Origin of the sequence: Kitasatospora xanthocidica (genome assembly GCF_014656195.1) — a bacterium.
GTDB lineage: Bacteria > Actinomycetota > Actinomycetes > Streptomycetales > Streptomycetaceae > Kitasatospora > Kitasatospora xanthocidica.
Map to the genome: position 1 here is coordinate 498,197 of NZ_BNBY01000001.1, position 23,079 is coordinate 521,275.

General features: G+C 74.4%; 17 protein-coding genes. 7 read left to right on the forward strand and 10 right to left on the reverse strand.

Translation table 11 applies throughout. From position 1 onward, the window contains the following. Positions 1 to 110 precede the first annotated feature (110 nt). Positions 111 to 2,954 (reverse strand): ATP-binding SpoIIE family protein phosphatase, encoded by a 2,844-nt coding sequence (locus tag IE332_RS41740; protein ID WP_268256515.1) that lies wholly within the window; start codon positions 2,952 to 2,954, stop codon positions 111 to 113. Between the two features lie 250 nt (positions 2,955 to 3,204). On the opposite strand from IE332_RS41740, the gene IE332_RS02180 reads away from it, so the two are divergent. From IE332_RS02180 to IE332_RS02200, 5 genes are all read left to right on the forward strand, one after another. Continuing rightward, positions 3,205 to 4,455 carry a rhodanese-like domain-containing protein gene (locus tag IE332_RS02180; protein ID WP_189913302.1) on the forward strand — a complete coding sequence of 417 codons (1,251 nt, stop codon included), beginning with the start codon at positions 3,205 to 3,207 and terminating at the stop codon, positions 4,453 to 4,455. A 100-nt stretch (positions 4,456 to 4,555) separates the two neighbouring features. Next, positions 4,556 to 5,218 (forward strand): DUF5819 family protein, encoded by a 663-nt coding sequence (locus IE332_RS02185; RefSeq protein ID WP_189913303.1) that lies wholly within the window; start codon positions 4,556 to 4,558, stop codon positions 5,216 to 5,218. Further along, positions 5,215 to 6,546, forward strand: coding sequence for an HTTM domain-containing protein (locus IE332_RS02190; protein WP_189913304.1), 1,332 nt, complete (start codon positions 5,215 to 5,217; stop codon positions 6,544 to 6,546). Before IE332_RS02185 ends, IE332_RS02190 begins: the two co-directional genes overlap by 4 nt. A gap of 9 nt (positions 6,547 to 6,555) precedes the next feature. Next, complete coding sequence (locus tag IE332_RS02195; protein ID WP_189913305.1) at positions 6,556 to 8,661, forward strand: FUSC family protein; 2,106 nt, start codon at positions 6,556 to 6,558, stop codon at positions 8,659 to 8,661. A gap of 33 nt (positions 8,662 to 8,694) precedes the next feature. Beyond that, the gene (locus IE332_RS02200) at positions 8,695 to 9,450 is read left to right on the forward strand and encodes a TrmH family RNA methyltransferase (RefSeq protein ID WP_189913306.1); all 756 of its coding nucleotides are present in this window, start codon (positions 8,695 to 8,697) and stop codon (positions 9,448 to 9,450) included. 46 nt (positions 9,451 to 9,496) lie between these two features. Here IE332_RS02200 and IE332_RS02205 read toward each other — a convergent pair whose 3' ends face one another. From IE332_RS02205 to IE332_RS02225, 5 genes are all read right to left on the reverse strand, one after another. Beyond that, positions 9,497 to 10,807, reverse strand: a complete 1,311-nt coding sequence (locus IE332_RS02205) for a peptidoglycan-binding protein (RefSeq protein ID WP_189913307.1) — start codon at positions 10,805 to 10,807, stop codon at positions 9,497 to 9,499. Positions 10,808 to 11,022: 215 nt separating this feature from the next. Further along, the gene (locus tag IE332_RS02210; protein ID WP_189913308.1) at positions 11,023 to 11,931 is read right to left on the reverse strand and encodes a pyridoxamine 5'-phosphate oxidase family protein; all 909 of its coding nucleotides are present in this window, start codon (positions 11,929 to 11,931) and stop codon (positions 11,023 to 11,025) included. Positions 11,932 to 11,954: 23 nt separating this feature from the next. Next, positions 11,955 to 12,425 (reverse strand): VOC family protein, encoded by a 471-nt coding sequence (locus IE332_RS02215; RefSeq protein ID WP_189913309.1) that lies wholly within the window; start codon positions 12,423 to 12,425, stop codon positions 11,955 to 11,957. Between the two features lie 216 nt (positions 12,426 to 12,641). After that, positions 12,642 to 13,670: a hypothetical protein gene (locus IE332_RS02220; protein WP_189913310.1), complete on the reverse strand. Its 1,029-nt coding sequence runs from the start codon at positions 13,668 to 13,670 to the stop codon at positions 12,642 to 12,644. A gap of 326 nt (positions 13,671 to 13,996) precedes the next feature. Beyond that, positions 13,997 to 16,153, reverse strand: a complete 2,157-nt coding sequence (locus IE332_RS02225; RefSeq protein WP_229928225.1) for a protease pro-enzyme activation domain-containing protein — start codon at positions 16,151 to 16,153, stop codon at positions 13,997 to 13,999. Positions 16,154 to 16,409: 256 nt separating this feature from the next. Between IE332_RS02225 and IE332_RS02230 the strand changes: the two genes are divergently transcribed. Beyond that, positions 16,410 to 16,976 (forward strand): CGNR zinc finger domain-containing protein, encoded by a 567-nt coding sequence (locus IE332_RS02230; RefSeq protein WP_189913311.1) that lies wholly within the window; start codon positions 16,410 to 16,412, stop codon positions 16,974 to 16,976. Between the two features lie 81 nt (positions 16,977 to 17,057). Here IE332_RS02230 and IE332_RS02235 read toward each other — a convergent pair whose 3' ends face one another. The 3 genes from IE332_RS02235 to IE332_RS02245 form a co-directional block, all read right to left on the reverse strand. After that, positions 17,058 to 18,548 (reverse strand): FAD-dependent monooxygenase, encoded by a 1,491-nt coding sequence (locus tag IE332_RS02235; protein WP_189913312.1) that lies wholly within the window; start codon positions 18,546 to 18,548, stop codon positions 17,058 to 17,060. 145 nt (positions 18,549 to 18,693) lie between these two features. Beyond that, positions 18,694 to 20,394, reverse strand: a complete 1,701-nt coding sequence (gene paaN / locus IE332_RS02240) for a phenylacetic acid degradation protein PaaN (protein WP_189913313.1) — start codon at positions 20,392 to 20,394, stop codon at positions 18,694 to 18,696. Between the two features lie 198 nt (positions 20,395 to 20,592). After that, entirely contained in the window at positions 20,593 to 21,855 is a 1,263-nt protein-coding gene (locus IE332_RS02245) for a putative hexosyltransferase (RefSeq protein ID WP_189913314.1), read from the reverse strand. A 129-nt stretch (positions 21,856 to 21,984) separates the two neighbouring features. Here IE332_RS02245 and IE332_RS02250 point away from each other — a divergent pair, with 129 nt between their 5' ends. Beyond that, complete coding sequence (locus IE332_RS02250; RefSeq protein ID WP_189913315.1) at positions 21,985 to 22,569, forward strand: TetR/AcrR family transcriptional regulator; 585 nt, start codon at positions 21,985 to 21,987, stop codon at positions 22,567 to 22,569. Positions 22,570 to 22,579: 10 nt separating this feature from the next. Here IE332_RS02250 and IE332_RS02255 read toward each other — a convergent pair whose 3' ends face one another. Beyond that, the gene (locus tag IE332_RS02255; RefSeq protein WP_229928226.1) at positions 22,580 to 23,056 is read right to left on the reverse strand and encodes an Lrp/AsnC family transcriptional regulator; all 477 of its coding nucleotides are present in this window, start codon (positions 23,054 to 23,056) and stop codon (positions 22,580 to 22,582) included. Positions 23,057 to 23,079: the final 23 nt, after the last annotated feature.

Below are 23,079 nucleotides of genomic sequence, written 5' to 3' on the forward strand. Positions count from 1 at the left end.
CCTCGTCCCTCGGGCCTCCTCGCTTCTCCCTTTCGGCACCGGCGCGCCCCTTCGGCTCGGGGCGGGGGCTCGCCCGCTCGCCCGTGACCCGGTTCGGGGCGGGGCGGCCGTCAGGCGTGCGGGAGGGGCAGCTCGAACCAGACGACCTTGCCCACCGCCTTGCGGGCGGTGCCCCAGCGCTCGGCGAGCTTGGTGACCAGGGTGAGCCCGCGGCCGGTCTCGCCGAGCTGCTCGGCCGGCTCCAGCGAGGGCAGGTTGTGGTTGTCGTCGCTGACCTCGACCAGCAGCTTGTCCACCCGGATCAGCTGCAGCTGGACCCGGTCCCGGGCGACCCGGACGGCGTTCGTCACCAGCTCGCTGACCAGCAGCTCGGTGGTGTCGCTGAGCGCCTCCAGGTGCCAGCCGGCCAGCTGCTCGCGAACCAGCGAGCGCGCCCGGCGAACCTCCCGGTGGTCCACGGTGAGGTCCCAGGTGGCCACCTCGGACGGGGCGACCCCGTCGAAGCGGGCCACCAGCAGGGCGACGTCGTCCTTGCGGTCGTCCGTGTGCAGCCGCCGCAGCACCTCGTCGCAGGCCTGCTCGGGGCTCTGCTGCGGGTCGATCAGGTTGCCGCAGAGCGCGGCCAGGCCGGCTCCTATGTCCCCGCCCCGGACCTCCACCAGGCCGTCGGTGCACAGCACCAGCATCGAGCCGTCCGAGACGTCGATGGTCTTGGCGACGAACGGCACCCCGCCGACGCCGATCGGGGCCCCGGCCGGGATCTCCAGCAGCTCGCCGCTGCCGTCCGGGTGCACCAGGACCGGCGGGACGTGGCCGGCGCTGGCCAGTTCGCAGGTCCGGTTGATCGGGTCGTAGACCGCGTACAGGCAGGTCGCGAGGTGGTCGTCGCCGAGCTTGTGGGCCAGGTTGTCCAGGTGGCGCAGCAGCTGGCCGGGCGGCAGGTCCAGGGCGGCCAGGGTCTGCATGGCGGTGCGGAAGCGGCCCATCGCGGCGGCTGAGTGCAGGCCGTGGCCCATCACGTCGCCGACCACCAGGGCGACCCGGCTGCCGGGCAGCTGGATCGCGTCGAACCAGTCGCCGCCGACCTCCGCCTTGGGGTCGCCGGGCAGGTAGCGGTGGGCGATCTGCACGCCGGGGATCTGCGGCGGGCGGGTCGGGATCATCGAGCGCTGCAGGGTGGTGGCGACCCGCGCCTCGGCACGGTGCAGCCGGGCGTTGTCCAGCGACAGCGCGGCGCGGACGGCCAGCTCCTTGAGGGTCGCGGCGTCGCTCTCGTCGAAGGGGGTGCGGTCGGGCAGCCGGAGCAGCTTGAGGATGCCCAGCACGGTGCCCCGGGCGGAGAGCGGCACGACCAGCATCGAGCGGCCGGAGACCACCGGGGCCAGCCGGGCGCCGCCGAGCGCGATCGCGTAGTCGACCGCGACGTCCGCGCTGACCACCGGGACCAGCACCGGCTGGTTCAGCTGGAGGGCCATCCCGGGCGGGGTGCGGCGGGGCATGCTGACCAGCGAGCCCTCGGAGAGCACGTGGTCCCAGGCGCCGCCGGTCTCGTTGTAGACCAGGGCGACCCGGCGCAGCATGGTGTCGTCGTCCGGGCGGGCGACCGGCAGCTCGGAGTCCGAGATCAGCCCGTCCACCAGGTCCACGCAGGCGAAGTCGGCGATCCGGGGGACCAGCACCTGGCAGAGCTCGTGGGCGGTGAAGCCGAGGTCCAGGGTGGTGCCGACCTTGCCGCCGACCTCGTTCAGCAGGGCCAGCTGCTCGCCGGCCTGCCCGTTGGTGAGGAACGGGCCCAGCCGGCCGCCCGACGGGGCCGCGTCGCCCGCGGGGGCGGGCACCGGGACGTGCCCGGCGGCGGGCGGGGCCTGGTCGGCGTGCGGCTGCGGGCGGCCGTCGGCGGACGACTCGGCGGACGACTTGACGGGGGCTCGGTCGATGGCGGGTCCTTCTCCGGTGGGTGCGGGGACCTCCCGGCCGGTGGCGGGGGGAGGGACGGACGGGCCGCCGGCGGCCGCGGCGCCGCTGACGGCGGTGACGGGGTGGGCGACCTGCTGAGCGACGGGTTGGGCGACGGGGAGCTCGGCGGGCTCGCGGTGGGAGGGTTCGCGCTGGGCGGGCAGCGGGGCGGCCGCACGGCGGCCGGGCGCGCCCTGCTCGGGCTGCGGCGGCGGGCCGACCCGGGCCGCGCGCTGCTGGGGCGTCGGGTAGCGCCGGCCGAGGCCGGAGGCCGCGTGCGTGGTGCCGGTCTGCGCGTCGGCGGGCAGCACCGGCAGCACGGTGACCGCGTCCAGCCGCAGGGCGGGCAGCCCGCCGGAGCCGAGCGCGGCCAGCATCGGGGCCCGGTGGGCGGCGGGCAGCAGCCTGGCCAGCGGTTCGGGCACCCGGTCGGCAGAGGGGGTGAGCGCCGCGGTCAGCCCGTGGAAGCCGCCGCGGGCGGCGGGGGCGGCGGCGAACGGCAGCAGCCGCTCGCCGAGCGCGAGCCGGGGGCCGGCGGTGCGCAGCGGTCGGGCGTCGGCGGCCAGGGTGAGCAGTCCGCCGGACGGGCCGGGCAGCGGGTAGGCCCACCAGAGCACGTCGCGCTGGTGCTCCTCGCGGTCGGTGACGGTCAGCCGCCCGGCCCAGGGACGGCCGGAGGCGGTCAGCTCGGCGAGGGTGTCGAAGGCGTCGCAGGCGCGGCGGACGGAGCAGCGGCCGAGCACCCGGGACTCCACGGCGGGCAGCAGGCCGGAGGCGGGGCGGTCGTGGGCGACCTCGGCGCGGTGCCCGAACAGTTCCTCGGCGGCCCGGCCCCACTGCGCGATCCGGCCGGACCGGTCGACCAGGACGAGGGCGAGCCGGACCAGGGCGGCCACGCCCGTCGGGTGGTCGCCCGGGGCGGCCCCGCCGGCCGTCGGACGCGGTGCGGAGTTGGACTCGGCCACCATGGATTCGGTCTGCTCCCGCCTGGCCGCCACGCCTGGAGGCGGCCGTCTCTCCGGAGGAAGGCACGCTGTGCGGATACCAGCGAAGCACGGACCGGGCCGGGCTTGATACCGAAACGGGGAGATTCATCAGTATCGGTTGCGTGTCGCGCGCCGAGCGCCGGTTCGTACTCCCGGTTCACCCGGACGGGGCTTTCGCGCACGGCGGTAGGCTGGCAGGCCGGACCCGCCCGAGCGGCGGACCCGATCCGCAGGACGCAGCCGGACGAGACAGAGGCGAGAAGTGAGCGCGCAGAGCCCCGCCCGCTGGACGGACCCGGAGCAGCTGGAGCTGGAGGAGCGGGTCGCCGCCGCCGAGCTCGCCTGGCTCAGCATGGACGTGGACGTGCAGACGCTGCGGGTGGAGATCGACAACTTCGCGCTGATCCACCATCAGCTGCTCGGCCCGCTCTACGCCCGGCTGGACGAGCTGGACGCACTGGTCGCCGAGGCGGTCGCGGCCCGCACCGGGCTGCCGGAGGACCTGCGCCGGGCCGCCGAGGCACGCCGCCAGGTCGAGGAACTCCCGGACCTGGACGCGCTGTTCGACTCCGTTCAGGAGCAGCGGGAACAGCGGGAGCAGTCCGGCGAGGGGGAGCAGACGGCCCCGCCGCCGTCCGCCGCCCCGACCCGGGTGCGGCCCGGCAAGGACGCCCAGCGGGTCTACCGCGAGCTGGTCCGCCGCGCCCACCCCGACCTCACCACCGACCCGGACGAGCAGCGGCGCCGCGCCGACTTCCTGGTCCGGGTCAACGAGGCCTACGCGTACGGGGACGCCGCCGCGCTGGAGGGCCTGGCCGCCGAGTGGTCCACCGCACCGGAGGCCGCGCCCGCCGTGGACGCCCCCGACCGGACCGACTGGCTGCGCCGCCGGCTGGAATGGCTGACCGGCAAGATCACCGCGACCGCGACCGAACAGGTCCGGCTGGAGCAGACCCCGATGGGCCAGCTGCTCGCCCTCGCCCCGCAGGACCCGGACCGGCTGCTGGAGCAGCTCGCCGAGGAACTGCTGGCCAAGGCCGCCGACCGGCAGGCCGAGCTGGAACGACTGCTCGGCGGCCACCGCCCGGCGGACGGCCACGGCCCGGCGGCCGGCGAGGACCGGGCGCCGGTGGGCGACAATGGCACGGACCCGACCCATCCCCAGCACGCCCAGGAGAGCCACACGATGTTCGCGCAGATCCCCACCGCCGACGCCGCCGCCGTGCCCGCCGACGCCGCCCTGCTGGACGTGCGGGAGCAGGACGAGTGGGACGCCGGCCACGTGGACGGCGCGCTGCACATCCCGCTGGGCGAGGTCATCGCCCGGCTCGGTGAGCTGCCCGACGACAAGCTGTTCGTGCTCTGCCGGGTCGGCGGCCGCTCCGCGCAGGTCGTCCAGTACCTGGTGCAGCAGGGCCGGGACGCGGTGAACGTGGACGGCGGCATGTACGCCTGGCAGAGCGCCGGCCGTCCGATGGTGAGCAGCACCGGCGCGGAGGCCTTCGTCCTCTGAGGGGAAGCCCCCCGGGGCCCGTCACCCGGTAGGGCAGGATGGGCGCGCGAGCGCGCCGGTACCGGGCCGGGCGCCGCCCGCCGACCGGGCTGGGGAGGCCATGACGGAGACGACGGACCGGCCGGCCCGCGGCAGGGCCTGGTCGAAGCCCGCCCAGCTCGTCCTCGGCCTCGCCGGGGCGGCGCTGATCGGCGTCACCGGGCTGTTCCTCGCCGCGGTGTTCCTGCACGTCGCGCCCGCCAACTCGCTGTCCCGGCAGTACCGGGACGAGATCGACGGCGTGGTGTACCCGGAGTTCGAACAGAACTGGAAGCTGTTCGCGCCCAACCCGCTGCAGCAGAACGTCAGCGTGGACGCCCAGGTGCGGACCGTCGCGCCGGGCGGCGCGACCACCGCCCGCGAGTGGACCGGGCTGACCGCGCGGGACATCGCCGCGATACGGGGCAACCCGGCGCCCAGCCACGTCGACCAGAACCTGCTGCGCCGGGCCTGGGACTTCTACGACGGCTCGCACAACCCGCAGGACGAGACGCCGGTCGGCTCGCGCGGCAAGCTCGCCGAGCAGTACCTGAAGCGGATCGCGCTCCAGCGGATCGGCCGGGAGGCGGACGGCGAACGGGTCCTGGAGATCCGGTTCCGGGTGACCACCGCCACCGTCCCGGCGCCCTCCTGGAGCGGTGAGACCGCGCCGCCGGCGCCCAAGGTGCGGGAGCTGCCGTGGTGGCCGGTGGCGGACGAGGACTACCGGGGGCTGCTCGGATGAACGAGGTGTCGCTGCCGGCCGCCCGGCCGGACGGGGACGGGCCGCTGGACGGGGTTGAGCCGGCGGCCGGGGTCGAGCCGTCGGGCGGCGCGGTGCCGCCGCCCCGCGTCCCGCGGCAGGCCGGTGCGGGACCGGACGCCGCGGCGCCGCGCGGGCCGGGAGCGACCGAACTGCTCGGCCGGGCCGTCGACGCCTTCACCGGGCGGGTCCTCGGCCGGCACCAGGCGGCCGTGGTGCGGATCGGCTTCGGCCTGGTCTGGCTCGCCCACCTGCTGCGGGAGTGGCCCAACCGGCGGGTGCTGTACGGCGACCGCTCCCCCTGGTCGATGGAGCTCGCCGAGCGGCTGCTGGGCGACGACGGGGCGTTCACCGTGCTGACCTGGTTCGGCGGGCGGTTCTGGTTCGAGCTGGTCTACCACCTGGCGGTGCTGGCGGCCCTCGGCGTCCTGCTGGGCTGGCGGACCAGGGCGAGCACGGTGCTGTTCCTGGTCACCGTGCTGTCGCTGCAGAACCGCGACGTCTTCCTCGGCGACGGCGGCGACAACGTCGTCCACCTGATGGCCGTCTACCTGGTCTTCACCCGCTGCGCCGAGGTGTGGTCGCTGGACGCCCGCAGGGCGCGGAGCGGGCGGGGCGGACGGGCCGGGGCGGTGCTCTGGGCCGTCCTCGGGGCCGTCCTGGCGGTCTGCCAGTTCGGCGGCTTCTCCGGCACGAACCTGAGCTGGACCGGCCGGACCTTCCCCCACCTCGGCTGGGCGCCGCTGTTCTGGGGGCTCTGGGCGGTGGCCGGGCTCTGGTGGGTGCTCGGCCGGCTGCGGCCGGACGGCGAACCGCGGGCGGTGCTCGACGCGCTGGCGACCATGGTGCACAACTGCGCGATGCTGGTGATCGCCGTCGAGGTGGTGCTGATCTACGCCACGGCCGGCTGGTACAAGGTGCAGGGCTCGCGCTGGCAGGACGGCACCGCGCTGTACTACCCGCTGCACCTGGACTACTTCACCCCCTGGCCCGGGCTGTCCGCACTTGTCGGCTCGGCGCTGCTGCCGGTCTTCCTGATCTCGTACGGCACTGTGATGGTGCAGGTGGCCTTCCCGTTCACCCTGCTCAACCGGCGGGTCAAGAACGTGCTGCTGGCCGTCATGATGCTGGAGCACGCGGGGATCGCGGTGGTGCTCGGGCTGCCGGTGTTCTCGCTCGCGATGATCGCGGCGGACGCGGTGTTCCTGCCGACCGGCGCGCTGCTCCGGCTGGCGGCGTGGGCGAGCCGGCTGGCGGCGCGGGCGAGCCGGATCCGCACCGGCCGGATCCGGCGGAGGCCCGCCCCCTAGGATGTCGCTATGTCCTGGTTCGACGCACTTCGTGACACCGCGCGGACCGGACTCACGCTGGACCGGACGCTCACCGACCCCAAACGGGCGGTGCGCGGGGCGGTCGCCGTCGCGCTGGTGCTCTTCCCGACCCTCGCGCTCGGCGGGGTCGGGCTCGCCACCTCGGCCGCGATGGGCGCGTTCATCGCGGGCTCCGCCACCTTCCAGCGCAGCTTCCGCCCCCGCGCCAGCCTCGCCGTCGCGGCCGGGGCCGGACTCGGGATCAGCACCTTCCTCGGCTACCTGGCCGCGGGGGTGTACGGGCTGTTCCCGGTGCTGCTCGCGGTCTGGGCCTTCGGCGCCGGGCTCGCCTGGGCGGTCGGGCCGACCGCCGGGGTGGTCGCGACCAATACGGTCTCGGTGATGCTGATCGTCGTCCAGCTGCCGGTCAGCGCCACCGCCGCGCTCGGCCACGGACTGGTCGCGGCCCTCGGCGGGGTCGTCCAGGCCGCCGTCATCACCCTCTGGCCGATCGGGAGTTGGAGCGCCCAGCGGGACGCCCTCGCCGACACCTACGCCGAACTCGCCGACTACGCACGACGGTTGCGACAGGACCCGACCGCACACGTCGACCCGGCGCCGTTCATGACCGCCCGGCACGCCGCCGCCCTCACCCCCTGGCAGGACCGCCACCGGCCGCCCGAACTGCGCGGCCTGCGCGGTATCGCCGAACGGATCCGGCCCACCCTCGCCGCGCTCGCCGACCCCAAGGTCGGAGCCCCCGAGGAAGGGCCCGAACGGGACCGGGCCCGGGAGGTGCTGGCGGCCGCCGCCGAGGCCATGGACGCCCTCGCCCGGGCGATCCGCACCGGCGACCCGGTCCGGCTCCCCCGGTCCGCGCCCTCGCTCACCCTGGTCCCGCCCGACGACGGGCCCCGGCTGCGCGGCGCCGCCCGGCGCTCCTCCCGACGGCTCGGCACACTGCTGCGGAAGGCCGCCGACACCCTCGACCGCAACGACGAGGACACCATCACCACACCCGTGGTCGGGGCCGGCGGGGCACTGCACAAGCCCTCCATCGGCCGGATGCTGCCCGTCGCCCTGCGGGCCGTCCGGCGCCAGCTGCGGCCGCGCTCGGCGATCTTCCAGCACGCCGTCCGGCTCGCCGGGGTGGTCACCGCCGCCTACCTGCTCGCCCGGCTCGTCGGGTTCCACCACGGGTACTGGGCGCCGATGACCGCCGCCATGGTGATGCGGCCGGACTTCGCGCAGACCTACAGCCGGGGCGTCGCCCGGCTCGCCGGGACGGTCGTCGGGGTCGCCGTCTCCACCCTGGTGGTGCAGCTCGCCCACCCCGGGCAGTGGGTGCTGGCCGCGCTCGCCGTGGTCTGCATCGGCGGGGCGTACCTCGCCTTCCGCACCGGGTACGCGCTGACCACCGTCGGGATCTCGACGTACGTGGTCTTCCTGCTCGGGCTGCAGGAGGGGAACCCGCTGGTCACGGCCTTCGAACGGGTCGGGCTCACGCTGCTCGGCGGATCGGTCGCGCTCGTCACGTACGCGCTGTTCCCGACCTGGCAGACCGCCCGGCTCGGCGAACGGCTCGCCGAATGGCTCGCCGCCGCCGGACGGTACGCGGGGGCGGTGATCGCCTGCTACGAGCAGCCCGCGGCGCCGCGCGGACGGGCCGTACGGAGCGCCCTGCTCGACTCCCGGGAGGCGCGGTCCGAACTCCTCCAGGCGATGCAGCGGGCCGACGCCGAGCCGGGACGGCACGAGACCGGGCTGGCCGGGGTGAGCCGGCGCCAGATCGACCGGGCCCGGGCGGCGGTCGGCCACCTCGGACGAGCCGCCGTGCTGCTGGAGGCCCACCTGCCGGCGGCGGACGCCGAACCGGTCGCCGGGACGGGGGAGTACGCGGAGGAACTGCGGCTCGCCACGGCGCTCGCGGCGGCGGCGCTGCTGACCGGGCGGCCGGTGGAGTTCGGGGCGGTGCGGGAGGCGCAGGCGCGGCTGGAGGAACGGCTGGCGCGGGGCGCGGCGGGGGTGCAGGGGGACGTGGTGCGCGCGGGGACGCGGCTGGTGGGCCAGGCCCTGCGGGATCTGGAGCGGGCCCTGCGGGGGTCGGCGACGTAGGGACCGGCCGCGGGCGGTGGGAGAGTGGGCGGCATGGGTGACGAGGAGCTGGTGCGGGCGTGGCGGGAGGCCGAGCGGGAGCCGGGGGCGGTGGTGCTGGACGGGTTCCACGCGTTGAAGCACGCGCTGCGGTTCGGGGGTGACGTGCGGCGGGTGCTGACCGTGGACCGGGAGGCGCTGCTGGCGTTGGCCGCGGAGCTGGCGGAGGACGTGGTGCCGGCGCTGGAGGGGCTCGCGCTGGAGGTGCCGGAGGCGGTGGTGCGGGGGCTGGTGTCGCGGGTGCATCCGACGGGGGTGATCGGGCTGGCGGTGCGGCCCCCGGCCGAGGCGAACCTGGCGGCTCTGGCGGAGCGGCCGCGGCGGTCGCCGGTGGTGCTGCTGGAGAATCCGCGGAACCTGGGCAACGTGGGGGCGGTGATCCGCTTGGCGGCCGGGTTCGGGGCCACCGGGGTGGTGACCACCGGGGACCTGGATCCGTGGCACCCGAACGTGCTGCGGGGCAGTGCCGGTCTGCACTTCGCCACGGCGGTGGAGCGGCTGACCCTGCCGCAGCTGCCGGCCGGGCCGCTGTACGTGCTGGACCCGGAGGGGACGGACATCCGGGACCTGTCGTTCCCGGACGACGCGCTGCTCGCCTTCGGCACCGAACGGTACGGGGTGTCGGAGGAGCTCAAGGTTCGGGCCGACCACCTGGTCGCGGTGCCGATGCGGCCGGGGGTGTCCAGCTTCAACCTGGCGACCAGTGTCGGGATGGGGCTCTTCCACTGGATGTCGGGGAGCAAGCGGTGAGCCGGTGAGGTGCGGCATCCGGGGCGGATGCCGCACCTCAGATGGTTCAGGAGAAGAGGCGGCGCCAGGTGTCAGGGCCCGGGTAGCCGTCGGCTTCGGCGCCGCGCCAGCCCTGGGCGAGCTGGAAGGCCTGGGTGGCCTTGCGGTCGGCCTCGCCCCAGCGGGGGCCGGGGCCGACGGTGTAGGAGCCGCCGAAGCCCTTGCGGACCAGCTGTTCGCCGAGCTGCCGGACGGAGTCGTTCTCCTGGCCGGGGCCGAACGCGCCGGCGCCGGGGAAGGCGGGGGCGTCGGCGGCGGGCGGTGGCGGGGGCAGCGGGGTGCCGGCGGCGATGTTCCGGCCCTTGCCGTTGACCAGGTAGTCCCAGGTGTCCTTGCCGGGGAGACCGTCGGCTTCGGCGCCGCGCCAGCCCTGGGCGACTTGGAAGGCCTGGGTGGCCTTGCGGTCGGCCTCGCCCCAGCGCGGGCCGGGGCCCTCGGAGTAGAAGCGGGAGCCGCCGCGCTGCACCAGCATCCGGCCGAGCTGGGTGACGTACGCGTTGTTCGCGCCGGGGCCGAACTTGTCGGCGCCGGGGAAGGCGGTGGCGGGGGCGCCGTCGCTGCTGCCGCCGGACAGGCCGGTGTAGCGGTACGGGACGTAGCCGCCGGAGTTGTTCCAGTACGCGTACGGGGTGGCGCGCTTCCGGGTGCCGGGGGAGGTCTGCTCGTAGGCGAGGTACCGGGTGCGGGAGGAGTCCGTCCAGCCGCCGAAGAGCGTCACGTGCGAGCCGGACTGCGGGTTGGCGGGGTTGTTGTAGAGGAGGACGTCGCCCGGCTGGAGGTCGTTCTTGGTGATCCGCTCGGCGAAGTCCGGCAGGGTCCAGGTGGTCTGGCTGCTGCCGAGGCCCCAGGCCATCGAGACGAAGCCGGAGCAGTCCTGGCGGTAGCCGTCCGTCCAGTAACGGCCCATGCCGTACGGCACGCCCTGGTCGACCCAGCTCTGCGCGCGCTGGATGATCTGCGCCCGGGTGACCGGCTGGGCGGTGCCGGGGGCGGCGTAGGAGCGGGCGCCGTCGGACTCGCCGTAGGGGCCGCTGACCTCGCCCTGGGGGGACTGCGGGGGCTGGGCGCTGCTGCTGCCGCCGGGGGTGGGGGCCGCGGCGGTGGCGGCCGTTCCGCCGCCGATCGCGGTGCCGACGGCGGCCACCAGGACGGCGGCCCGGCGGCGGAGGCTGCGGGCCGCGGCGTGCCCGCCCTCGTGGACCGGCGCGGCGTGCAGCCGGGCGAGGCGGCGGGCACGGCAGCCCCCGCATATGCAGTCCTCCTCCGGTTCGACCTCGTCGAACTCGATGAGCGGGGACAGGGGGTCGGTGAGGGTCATGCTCCGCCTCTTTCCTGCGGTCTTTCCAGGCCCCGGCCTGACGGCGGGACAGGAGTGGCCTTCCCCGGCCGGCTCCGCGTGTCATCGGGACCAAAGTCCCAAAGCGGGCGGAGCACGGCGCGGCAGGTTGAGCCGGGAGGGTGACGACCGTTCGGCTCCCGGGCGTGGCGCGGCGGTGCGGGCGACGGTAGTGCGAGTACGGAGCTGAGTCGGGATCAGTGCGGGTTGGCGGGTGAGTACTCGGGGTCGGTCCAGGTCAGCGGGGTGGCGTCGGCGAGTTCGACCACGCCGGTGACGGCCAGTTCGACCATCCGCTCGGCGCCGGGGACGGCCTGCCGGGCCTCCTCGGACCAGTCGGTGCGGGCCTCGCCGGTGACCAGCAGCGCCCCGCCGCTCTCCCAGTCGGGCAGCAGCAGGCCGGCCCGGGGGTCGAGCTCCAGGTTGCCGAGGGTCAGGAACATGCTGTTGCCCGGGTACTCCGGCCAGCGCAGCCGGTCCGGGGCCACCGCCTCCAGGAAGCCGGGGAAGCCGCCGCGGTGGGAGGCGTCCACGCTGCCGTCCGGTCCGGTGGTGGCGACGAAGAAGGTGTCCGCGGTGGCCGCGGCGAGGCGCTGGGCGGTGGTCAGCCGCGGGCCGGCGGCGACCGCGCGGGGCGGGCCGGCGACCGGGCGGTCCAGCGGGGTGCGGCGCTGGATGTACTTCGGGCAGTTGGCGACCACCTCGGCGGCGTGGAGCAGCAGCCCGCCCCGGCCGTCCGGGACGGAGCCGCCGTTGAGCCGCATCCGGCGCCGGCCGGCCGGGTCCAGGGCGATGGTGCCGACCCGGGCCGGGCGGGCCAGCGCCCCGGCCAGCGGGTCGGCCCCGGCCGGGCGGGCGGCGACCGAGACCGTCCGTTCGTCCGGCGCCCGAAGGAATCCGGCCGGTCCGGCCAGCTGGGTGGCCCAGACCCGGCCGTCCTCGTCGGCGGCGCCGACGACCAGCATCCGCCGCTCGGCCAGGAAGCGGGCGGCGACGGCCGGGACGGTGTCGCGGATCGACCGGCCGGCGTGGTCGGCCCGTTCGGTCCGGCCGGCCCGGGCCTGGGCGGCCCGCTCGCCGGGGTGGTACGGCGTGCTGGTGGTCATGGTGGGCTCCCCCGGGTTCGGGTCTAGAAGAATCCGCAGGTCGGGGCGGAGGTGGTGGGGGCGACGGCCTCGGTCTCGTCCACACCGGTGCGGGTGTAGACCTCCAGCCGGATGCCGTCCGGGTCGGTGAAGAAGATGCCGCCGGAGGCCGAGCCCTCGCGGTGCGGGACGACGCCGTCGTAGGCGAACTCGGCGCCGAGTCCGCGCAGCAGCCGTTCGGTGGCGCGGACCTCGTCGAGGCTCTCGACCTCGAAGGAGAGGTGGTGCAGGCCGGGGCCGGTGGTGGCGAAGGTGCCGGTGCTCTGCTGCCAGAGGGTCACCACCAGGCGGCCGTCGCGGCCGAGCAGGGCGAACCGGCGATCGGGGTCGGTGCCCTCGGCGGTGACGTCGAGGCCGAACACGGTGCGGTAGAAGTCGATCGAACGGGCCAGGTCGGTGACGTTCAGGCCCACGTGGCCGGTCTGCAGGGTGCGGAGCAGGGTGGTGTCGGACATGCCTGGTCACTCCCGGGGCTGGGGCTTCCGGCGAGGCTTCTGCCTAACCGGTACTCATGAGAGTAAGAGTTAGGTGATGCATCGTCAACCGGTACGGGTTGGTGAAGTGGTTAGGTTTCCGGGGTGGACACGGAAGAGCCCCGCCGGACCGGGTGGTCCGACGGGGCTCGGGAAGGGTGGAGGGGTGGTGGGGGCCGGCGAGCGTCCGGCCGGAGGCTAGGCCCACTCCCAGCGGATGCCGATGTGGCCCGGCTGCTGGTCCGGGGCCAGTACGTGGGCGCTCGCCGAGGCGCCGATCCAGAGCTGCTCACGGCGGTGGTCGACGTCGGCGCCCGGCTCGCGGTCGTAGCGCTCGCAGTGCGCCGGGACGGCCGCCGGGTCGAAGTGCACCTGGAGCACGTACTCGCGCACCGGGGTGGCGAAGCGACGGCTGTACTCCAGCGTCGGCCCACCGGGCGGGATCTCCACCTCGTACTCGAAGACGGTGCTGTCGCCGAGGCCGAGCGGGCGGTCCAGCATCAGCTCGGCGACGGTCAGCCCGACCTCCGGGCGGCGGCGCACCCGGCCCAGCCGGCCGTGCCGCACCGCGGTGATCTCGGGGCAGCCGGTGGCCTCCTCGTCGGCCTTGTGGACGACCAGGCAGCGGCCGACGCCGCCGACGGTGGCGCGCACCACCTGGCGCATCCGCAGCAGGTTGCCGCGCCGCTGGGCGTCCACGTAGTACGAGTCGTGGATGCTCAGCCGCTCCAGCTCGCCGGCCGGCGGGGCGTCCAGCTCGGTGAAGATCGAGGCGATCTCCAGCTCGCCCGGCCAGACGTCCTCCAGCCCGAGGTGCAGGGTGTTAGCCGCGGCGGCCCAGCGGCCGCGCGGGCGCGGCGGGCCGAGCAGCGAGGAGAGCGCGCTGTGCGGCAGGCCGAGCAGCTCCTCCAGCAGGTGGACGGCGCGCAGCGAGCTGGCGCGTTCGGGCTGGCTGCGGCCGCGACGCCAGTAACTGAGCGTCGTGACACTGACCCTGACGCCCCGTTGGGCGAGGGCGGCGCGGATCCGGTCCAGGCTGAGGCCGCTGGCCTCGATGGCCAGGTGCAGGGTGTCGGCGAAGCCGCCGACCGGGGCGAGCCGGCCGGCCTGCGGCGCCGACGCCGCTGCCGGTGTCGGGGCCTGCGCGGGTGCAGGCGGTCCGGGGCGCTCTGCGCGCGACCCGACCAGCCGCAGCCGCGCGGCGTCCTGAGGTTGCTGTGCGGCCATACGGTGACCCTCCCCACCAGGTGAGTTCGGTGGGACCGGGCCGACGCCGGGGCGCGTCGCCGCGGGCTTCACCGAGCTTTGGGGAACCCTATGCACGGTCGAGAGGCTACGTCATCAGTCGTGCGTATGACAGTGGTCACGGCAGGTCGACCGGATGGTTAGCGATCTTGAAACAGTCCGGAAACACAAGGCCGCCGGACCCCGGCGCCGGGCGGTCCCGGAAGACGCGACACCGCCGGGGCGGGCCCTGACGGCGCCGCCCCGGCGGGGGACTCGGTGGTGCTGCCCGGTGCTACGCGGAGTGTCCGCTCGGCACCGGAGGGTGATCAGCCGATGTTCAGCGCCACGTCGTCGACCACGAAGCTGGTCTGCATGGACGAGTCCTCGGTGCCGGTGAACTTGATGGTCACGGTCTGGCCGGCGAAGGAGGTCAGGTCCAGGGTGCGCTGCACGTAGCCGGCGGCGGCGTTCGCGTTGGAGTAGGTCGCCAGCGTGGTGCTGTTCGCCTGGACGGTCAGCTTGTCGTACGCGGTGGAGCCGGTCTCCGCGGTGTCGATGTGCAGCCAGAAGGTCAGCTTCGCGGAGGCGCAGCCGGCCGGGATCGAGACGGTCTGCGACATCGTGTCGGTGTGGGCCGAGCCGTAGCCGTTCATCCAGGCCTTCCAGCTGCCCGTGTGGGCGGCCTGGGAGGAGCTGTTGTCGACGACGCCGCTGGAGGTGGTCCACGGGGCGGCGGTGCCGGTCTCGAAGCCGCCGTTGCCGACCAGCTGGGCGGCGGTGCAGCCGCCGGACGGCGGGGTGGTGCCGCCGCCGAGCAGGGCGGTGGTCAGGGCGTCGGCGACCGGGGAGCCCCAGCCGGTGACCTGGTCGTAGCCGGCCTTGGCGGGGAAGTCCTGGTTGGAGCCGGTGCTCACGTCGTGGAAGACGCTGCCGTAGCTGCTGCTGTTCGCGACGGTGTACAGCCGCGGGCTGGCCTCGCCGAGGACCGGCTGGCCGGCGGCCTTGGCCTTCTGGTTGAACTGGGCCGCGTAGCCGGACCAGAGCGGCGCGGCCGCGCTGGTGCCGCCGTAGACCTGCCAGCCGCCGGCCGTGTAGATCGAGAAGCCGCTCGCCGGGTCGGCGTTGGAGGAGACGTCCGGGACGGTGCGCATGGTGCCGCTGACCCCGGTGCCGGTCTGCCAGCTCGGCTTGGCGAACACGGTGGAGACGCCGCCGCCGGCGGTGCTCCAGGCGCTCTCCGAGGAGTAGGTGTTGCCGGAGCCCACCTTGAGGTTGGTGCCGCCGACACCGGTCTGGTGCGGGCTGGAGGCCGGGAAGTCGACGGCCTTGACGGTCGAGCCGCTGGTGGAGCGGGTGCAGTCGCGGGAGCCGTCGTCACCGGAGGCGGAGAAGATCGAGATGCCCTGGGCGGCGGCCTGCTTGAAGGCGTTGTCGACCGCGGTCATCGAGGCGGCGGTGGTGTCCGGCTCGCAGGAGCCCCAGGAGATCGAGATGACCGAGGCCCGGTTGTCGGCCACGATCTTGTTGGCCATGTCGATCTCGCCCTGGTCGCTGTTCGGGGCCTCGTAGACCAGCTGGGTGGCCTTGGGCGCCGCGCCGCGGACGATCTCGCTGTCCAGCTCGACCTCGCCCTGGCCCTGGCCGGGGGCGGAGTCGTAGCTGGCACCGTCGACCGAGACCGTGGTGACGGCCGGGCCGGTCAGGCCGAACTGCGAGTCGTAGGTGGTGAGGTTCGAGGACTTGTAGCCGTCGAACTCCCAGAGCGCGACGGTGGTGCCGGTGCCGTCCGCGCCCGTCTTGTTCAGGTTGTAGGCGCCGGTGTACTGCACCGGGTTCATGCCGCTCGGGCTGGCCGTGGCGGCCTTCGGGGCGAGCGCGTTGGGCGTGGCCAGGCGGTTCTTGCGCACCGCGTGGTTGTCCAGGCCGCTGACGCCCTGCACCACGGCGGCCAGGTCGGCCGGGATCGAGGCGGCCGCGTCGTTGGCGAAGAAGGCGCGCTGGAGCTGCGGGTCGACGTACGAGCTCTCGTGCGTGCCGAAGGCCTGCGAGACCTGCGCGGCGGTGCCGTGGGCGTTGACGACCTGGCGGTTGGCGCTCACGTCGGTGACGGTCAGGCCCTGCTGGGCCAGGTAGGCCTTCACCTGGTCGACGGAGGCCTGGGTCGGGCCGAACCGGGCGGTGAACTGCTCCGGCGTCAGGTAGTGGCCGTACTCGGCGGTGCCGGGGGTGGCGACCGCGGTCAGGAAGCGGTCCAGGGCGTCGGAGTCACGCAGCTTCAGGCTGACGGACACCGGGATCTGCTGCTCGGCCGGGACGTCGCCCTTCTTCTCCGAGTGGGCCACCGCCGGGTTCACGGTGTTCGGCAGGGCGACGCGGGGGGCGGCGTTGGGGGTGGCGGCCTGCGCGGCGGAGACACCGAGCGAGACGGCGGTCAGCGGCAGGACGGCTATCGCCGCGGCGAGAGCGAGAGTGCGGGGGCGCAACGGATCCTCCTCTGGCCGGCTGTGGGGGCCGGCAAGGGGCCAGGCGTTCCGGGGTCGAGAACGCTGGCTCGAACATGACAGAACCCGTGTGCGAATTGGCTCATGATCAAGCAATTCGTTGCTAAAAAACAGTCAACTGTGGAGGGGTGGAAACTCCCGCATTCCATACAGTGAATGACCCGAATTCACGGCCCGGTCCATACCAATTCGCACCGAGGGCCCCCGACGTAGAATCGGGTGGAGCCGAGGGAGAACGATGACTGACGTGAAGGCGGACCCGAGGGACCCACGACCGCTGACCGGCGAGCCGCTCGCGCTCGACCTGCTCAACACGCGCTGGGCCGGGACACCCGTCAACGACCTGCTCACCGGGGTCGAAGGGTACGGGATCTGGCTCTCCTCCGCCGGACTGGGCGGACGCTGCGAGGCCGACGAGGAGGGGCTGGCCGCCATCCGGAAGGCCCGCGAGGCGATCCTCCTGGCGGCCCAGGAGGCCCGGGAGCAGGGCGAGTTGAGCACCGCGGCCCGGGCCGGACTGGACGCGGTACTGGCGCACGGGCGGATCCGGCGGACGGCCGGACCGGGCGGCGCCGAGGACCTGGCCGAGACCGACCGGCCGCACTGGCTGGCGCCCTGGCTGGCCGCGGACGACTTCCTCACGCTGCTCGGGCAGGGGGCGCAGCGGGTGAAGCAGTGCGCGCACGAGGCATGCATTCTGCATTTCTTCGACGCCTCGCAGAACGGGCGCCGGCGGTGGTGCCGGATGGCGGTCTGCGGGAATCGCGCGAAGGTGGCGCGGCACTACGAGAAGGCCCGGGGTTAACGGACGACCGAATGACTGGTCGGGCGCCGGCGTTCGGGCACCGCGGTCCGGGCGGGCAGGTGTGCCCGCCCGGACCGGGGGTCAGGCCGGGTCGCCGAGCCAGGTGGTGAGCGCGGCGCGGAGCTCGTGCTGGCCGGGGTCGACGGCGCCCCAGGCGACGTAGCCGTCCGGGCGGATCAGCAGGACGGTGTCGCGGAGCTTGCCGTGCGGGTCGGCCGGGGCGGCGGAGACCATGCGGTCGGCCCAGGGCTCGGCGGCGGCCAGCTCGTCGTTGCTGACGAGGACGAACCTGCCGGCGCGCAGCGCCTCGTACAGCCGCTCGGGGGCGGCGGGGGCGCCCTCGGCGGGCTTGCTGAGGGCGGTCAGCCGCAGGTCCGGGACGCGCTTGCCGACCTGCGGGTGGGCGTCCTTCGGGGCGGGGTACGAGATGCCGATGCCGGAGACCATCCGGGCGCCGCGCTCGGTGATCAGGTCGAGGTGGCCGCCCAGCGCGGTGAGCGCCCCGCGCAGGGCGCGGGTGGGGGCGGACTCGGCGAGGGCGAGCCGGATCAGCGCGCCGGAGGTGCGCAGCACGGTCTTGCCGACCGGGTGCCGCTCGGTCTGGTACGTGTCGAGCAGGGCGTCGGTGGCCCGGCCGCGGACGGCGGCGGCGAGCTTCCAGGACAGGTTGGCGGCGTCCTGCAGGCCGGTGTTCATGCCCTGGCCGCCGGCCGGGGAGTGGCAGTGCGCGGCGTCGCCGGCCAGGAAGACCCGGCCGGAGCGGTAGTTGGGGGCCTGGCGCTCGTCGCTGTGGAAGGTCGAGCTCCAGCGCACGTCGTGCAGCCCGTAGTCCTCGTCGAGGATGGCCCCGACGAGGGTGGTGAGCTGCTCGGCGGTGGGGGTGGTGCCGTCCTCGAAGCGCTCGTTGCGGTCCCAGGCGATCACCCGGTACCAGCCGTCGCCGAACGGGGCGATGAAGGCGAAGCCGGTCTCGTTGGCGCCGACGGTGATCGCCCCGGCGGGTTCGCGCTCCAGCCGGACGTCGGCCAGCACCACGGAGTCGACCACCGACTCGCCGGGGAACGGGATGCCGAGCAGGTCGCGGACGGCGGAGTGGACGCCGTCGGTGCCGACCGCGTAGGCGGCGCGGTGGCTGTGGCCGTCGGCGGTCTCCACCGTGACGCCGTCGGCGTCCTGGCGCAGCCCGGTGACCTCGGCGCCGCGCAGCAGGGTCGCGCCGGCCTTCTGGGCGCGCTCCAGGAGCAGCCGTTCGACGTTGTACTGCGGGGTGATCAGGACGAACGGGAAGCGGGTCGGCAGGGCGCCGAGGTCGATGGTGAAGCGGTCGAACATCTTCAGCGCGCCGAGCGGGCGGCCGGTGGCGATCAGGTCGTCGGCCAGGCCGCGGGCGTCCAGCAGCTCCAGGCTGCGGGCGTGCACCGCGAAGGCGCGGGTCAGGTTGGACTCGGCGGCACGCTTCTCCAGCACGGTGACGCCGACGCCGGCGGCGGCGAGGTCGCCGGCCAGCAGCAGTCCGGTCGGTCCGGCGCCGACGATCAGGACGTCGGTTTCGGACGTCGGCTTCACGGCCATGTATCAGCTCCCGTTGTTCGGAGGGCGGTTGGACGCCGTTCCCTGCGTTCTCCCAGCCTCCATCATCGCTGGCCCGGGAGGGAGCTGTGAACCGCCGGGCCCCGACGGTCGGTGACCGTCGGGGCCCGGGGAGTCACGCCGGCGCTCAGGCGTGCCGGCGGACCTCCACCGTGCGGAACCGGTTGGCGACGAACGCGCCGTCGCAGTAGGCCGAGTTGGCGGCCGGGTTGGCGCCGGTGCCGTGCAGGTCGGAGAAGGCGGCGGTCTGGTTGGGGTAGACGCCGCCGGTGAGGTTGAGCGAGAGCGAGACGCCGGCGTCCAGCGCGGCCTCGACCAGCAGCTGCTCCACCTCGGGCGAGGTGGTGTAGCCGGAGGCCGTCATGGCGCCCTTCTCGCGGACCGTGGTGCGCAGCAACTCGATGCCGGCGGGGGTGGATTCGACGGCGACGGCGAAGGAGACCGGGCCGAAGCACTCGCTGCGGAAGACCGCGCGGTCGTCCGGCTTGTCGGCGTCCAGCTTGACCAGGGCGGGGGTGCGCAGGGTGGCGCCGGGGAACTCGGGCGAGGTCACCGGGCGCGGGGCGAGGACGAGTTCCCCGTACTCGCCGCCGGCCGCGGCGGCCGAGCGCTGCAGCACGCCGGGGTTGACCACGGCGCCCAGGACGGCGGCGGCGCGGGTGTCGTCGGAGAGCAGGCCCTCGATCGCGCCGGCCAGGTCGGTGACGACCTCGTCGAAGGACTTGTCGCCCTGGTCGGTGGTGATGCCGCCGCGCGGGACGAGGACGTTCTGCGGGGTGGTGCACATCTGGCCGCTGTAGAGCGAGAGCGCGAAGGCCAGGTTGCCGAGCATGCCCTTGTAGTCGTCGGTGGAGTCGATGAGGACCGCGTTGACGCCGGCCTTCTCGGTGTACACCTGCGCCTGCCGGGCGTTCTCCTCCAGCCAGTCGCCGAAGGCGGTGGAGCCGGTGTAGTCGATCATCTTGATCTCGGGGCGGACCGCGAGGGTGGCGGCGACGGTGCCGCCCTCGTGCTCGGCGGCCAGGCAGACCAGGTTCGCGTCGTAGCCGGCCTCGGTGAGCACCTCGCGGGCGATCGCGACGGTCAGCGCCAGCGGCAGCACGGCCCGCGGGTGCGGCTTGACCAGCACCGGGTTGCCGGTGGCCAGGGAGGCGAACAGGCCCGGGTAGCCGTTCCAGGTGGGGAAGGTGTTGCAGCCGATCAGCAGCGCGAGGCCGCGCGGGACGACGGTGAACTCCTTGGTCATCACCAGCGGGTCGCGCTTGCCCTGGGGCTTGGTCCAGCCGGCCTGCCGGGGCAGCCGGGTCTGCTCGGCGTACGCGTAGGCGACGGCCTCCAGACCGCGGTCCTGGGCGTGCGGGCCGCCGGCCTGGAAGGCCATGCCGTAGGCCTGGCCGGTGGTGTGCATGACGGCCTGGGCGAACTCGTGGGAGCGGGCGTTGATCCGGTGCAGGATCTCCAGGCAGACGGCGGCGCGCTCCAGCGGCGAGGCCGCGGCCCAGCCGGGGCGGGCGGCGGTGAGCGCGGCGATCAGCGCGTCCGGGCCGGCGTGCGGGTAGGTGATGCCCAGCTCGACGCCGTACGGGGAGGTCTCGCCGCCGACCAGGTCGCCGTCGGTGGGGTGGCCCGCCAGGGCGAAGGGCTTGCCGAGCAGCGCGTCGAAGGCGGCCTTGCCGTCCGCCGGGCCGCTCTCGCCGTACGCCTTCGGGAACTCGGGGTAGGGCGACCAGTAGTCGCGCTTGGCGGCGGCGTCGAGCGCGGCGTCCAGGGTGGCCTGGTGGCGCGCGACCAGCTCGCTGACGAGGGGGTGGGTGACCGCTGCGGACATCTGTGCGCTCCTCAGAGGGGAGGACGGGACACGTCACAGAGTAACCGAACGATCGGTCGGCTCAAGAGGGTGCAGGGAAGGGAATCCGCCGGGACGTGAGCCGGGGCATCTACCGGGACATCCGCCAGGACATCCGCGGAACGGACGGAGGGCGCGTCCGTGGCGGACGCGCCCTCCGAACCTTCCGCACCGCGCGGTCTACGGCACGCCCAGCTCGAACAGCACGTACCCGCCGTACCAGCCGGAGGCGATCGCGCCGCTGCCCAGCACCGCGGCCAGCACCGGCCAGCTCAGCTTGCGCATGCCCACCGCCAGCGCGATGAACAGCGGGAACGCCGGCAGCAGGTAGCGCGAGGTGTTGCCGAAGATGCCGAGGCTGCCGAGCACCGAGACGATCGTGGCCAGCGTGTAGGCGGTCAGCACCAGCGGCGGGCGCAGCCGGATCATCAGCACGATCAGCACCGGCAGGGTGAGCACGATCAGGGTCGCCAGCAGGTCCGGCACCGGGAACGCGAAGGGGTAGTCGTTCCGGCCCAGCAGCACGCCGCGGATCGCGTGCCAGGTGCCCTGGCCGCCGTCGAAGTAGTGCAGCCAGGCGTCGTGCTGCAGCCGGAAGTAGCCGCCCCACTCGCCGGTCTTCCAGCCCACCCAGCCGACGTAGCCGAGCAGGCCGACCGGGGCCAGCAGCATCGCGGCCAGCGGGCGCAGCACCCCGCTCTCCCGCCGGTACAGCTCGACCAGCGCGGCCAGGCCGACCGCGCCGATCAGCGCCGCCGCGGTCGGCCGGTTGAGCCCGGCGACCAGGGTGATCACCCCGGCCGCGACCCACTGCCTGGTCATCACGGCGTAGCAGGCCCAGGCGGCCAGCGCGACGAAGGTGGAGTCCGAGTAGACCGCCCACTCGGCGCCCGAGCCCGGGGCGATCGCCCAGATCCCGGCCGCGATCACGCCCGCCCGGACGTCCCCGGTCAGCTTCTCCACCACGGCGTAGATCCCGGCGGCGGCGAACAGCGAGGCCACCACCGACACCAGCATCCCGGCGCCGTACAGGCCGAGCGGGGTGACCTCCGAGGTCAGCCGCATCAGGCCCGGGTAGAGCGGGAAGAAGGCGGCCGAGTTCTGCTCGACGTTGAAGCCCTCCGGGCCGGGGATCGCCACCAGCGCCGGGTGGTAGCCGAACTGGGCGACCTGCTGGTACCACCAGCCGTCCCAGCTGGCCAGCACGTCCCAGGGGTTGGCGCCGCCGCCGAACCTGGCCGGCTTCTTGGCGTAGTCGCCGGCGAACGAGAGCAGCTTCATGAACACCGTGAAGCCGATCAGCTTCAGCAGCGCGTAGCACCACACGGCCGGGCCGAACCGGACCACCAGCGCCCGGGCGCGCTCCTGCCAGGCGCGCGACTCCTCGGGCTCCCCGCTGCGCTGCTCGGGCACGTCGGAGGCGACTGCCGGTATTGCGTTCATCAGCCGTGGACCCCAGCCTGCTGGACGTGGACGGATCGTCCGCAGATTCTAGGGCCTGGCCCTCCTGACCGGTGCGGACCGAGAGGACCCGATCGCGTACCGCGCCGGGCGGCCGGGGATACTCGGAGGATGGCCGATCACACCACGCGCACCGCCTACACCGTTGAGTCACTGCTCGCGGTGACCGTCGACGTCTTCAACGAGCGCGGTTACGACGGCACCTCGATGGAGGACCTGTCCCGGGCGGCCGGGATCTCGAAGTCCTCCATCTACCACCACGTCCGCGGCAAGGAGGAACTGCTGCGGCTGGCGGTCGGCCGGGCGCTGGACGGACTCTTCGGGATCCTGGCCGAGCCGGCGGCGGTCGAGGGCCCGGCGGTCGAGCGGCTGGAGCACGTGGTGCGGCGCACCGCCGAGGTGCTGCTGGCCGAGCTGCCGTACGTGACGCTGCTGCTGCGGGTGCGCGGCAACACGGCCACCGAGCTGTGGGCGCTGGAGCGGCGCCGGGACTTCGACCACCAGGTCGCGGAGCTGCTGCGGGCGGCGGTCGCGGACGGTTCGCTGCGCGCGGACGTGGAGCCGCGGCTGGCCACCCGGCTGCTGTTCGGGATGATCAACTCGATCGTGGAGTGGTACCGGCCGGGGCTCAAGGCCGCCGACGGCGTCGCGGACGCGGTGGTGCACCTGGCCTTCGACGGCCTGCGGGCCCGGTAGCCGGCGGCGCTTACACGGGGGGTGCCGGGTCCGGGGGGACCTGGTCGGTCTCCTCGAAGACCAGCATGGTGCGGGTGCCCAGCACCTGGGGGATGGACTGGATGCGGTTGAGCACGAGCTCCCGCAGGGTCCGGTTGTCGGCGGTGTGCACCAGCAGCAGGACGTCGAAGTCCCCGCCGACCAGGGCGATGTGCGCGACCCCGGGCAGTGCCAGCAGCTGCTCGCGGACGGTGCGCCAGGAGTTCTGGACGATCTTCAGGGTGATGTACGCGGACGCGGCCTGACCTGCCCGTTCGTGGTCCACCCTGGCCGTGAAGCCGCGGATGATGCCGTCCTCGACCATCCTGGAGATCCGGGCGTACGCGTTGGCCCGGGAGACGTGCACCCGCTCGGCCACCGAGCGGATCGAGGCCCGGCCGTCCTGCTGCAGCAGCCGCAGGATCGACCGGTCCACCCGGTCGAGTCTGGACATCTGTTCAGCCGACATGACCCCCCACCCTCACCGATTGG

Bases quoted from the DNA above. Each gene is read 5' to 3' on its own strand.
- IE332_RS02185 (WP_189913303.1), top strand. From the start codon at position 4,556: ATGACGGAGACGACGGACCGGCCGGCCCGCGGCAGGGCCTGGTCGAAG.
- IE332_RS02190 (WP_189913304.1), top strand. From the start codon at position 5,215: ATGAACGAGGTGTCGCTGCCGGCCGCCCGGCCGGACGGGGACGGGCCG.
- IE332_RS02195 (WP_189913305.1), top strand. From the start codon at position 6,556: ATGTCCTGGTTCGACGCACTTCGTGACACCGCGCGGACCGGACTCACG.
- IE332_RS02200 (WP_189913306.1), top strand. From the start codon at position 8,695: ATGGGTGACGAGGAGCTGGTGCGGGCGTGGCGGGAGGCCGAGCGGGAG.
- IE332_RS02205 (WP_189913307.1), bottom strand. From the start codon at position 10,807: ATGACCCTCACCGACCCCCTGTCCCCGCTCATCGAGTTCGACGAGGTC.
- IE332_RS02210 (WP_189913308.1), bottom strand. From the start codon at position 11,931: ATGACCACCAGCACGCCGTACCACCCCGGCGAGCGGGCCGCCCAGGCC.
- IE332_RS02215 (WP_189913309.1), bottom strand. From the start codon at position 12,425: ATGTCCGACACCACCCTGCTCCGCACCCTGCAGACCGGCCACGTGGGC.
- IE332_RS02220 (WP_189913310.1), bottom strand. From the start codon at position 13,670: ATGGCCGCACAGCAACCTCAGGACGCCGCGCGGCTGCGGCTGGTCGGG.
- IE332_RS02230 (WP_189913311.1), top strand. From the start codon at position 16,410: ATGACTGACGTGAAGGCGGACCCGAGGGACCCACGACCGCTGACCGGC.
- IE332_RS02235 (WP_189913312.1), bottom strand. From the start codon at position 18,548: ATGGCCGTGAAGCCGACGTCCGAAACCGACGTCCTGATCGTCGGCGCC.
- paaN (WP_189913313.1), bottom strand. From the start codon at position 20,394: ATGTCCGCAGCGGTCACCCACCCCCTCGTCAGCGAGCTGGTCGCGCGC.
- IE332_RS02245 (WP_189913314.1), bottom strand. From the start codon at position 21,855: ATGAACGCAATACCGGCAGTCGCCTCCGACGTGCCCGAGCAGCGCAGC.
- IE332_RS02250 (WP_189913315.1), top strand. From the start codon at position 21,985: ATGGCCGATCACACCACGCGCACCGCCTACACCGTTGAGTCACTGCTC.
- IE332_RS02255 (WP_229928226.1), bottom strand. From the start codon at position 23,056: ATGTCGGCTGAACAGATGTCCAGACTCGACCGGGTGGACCGGTCGATC.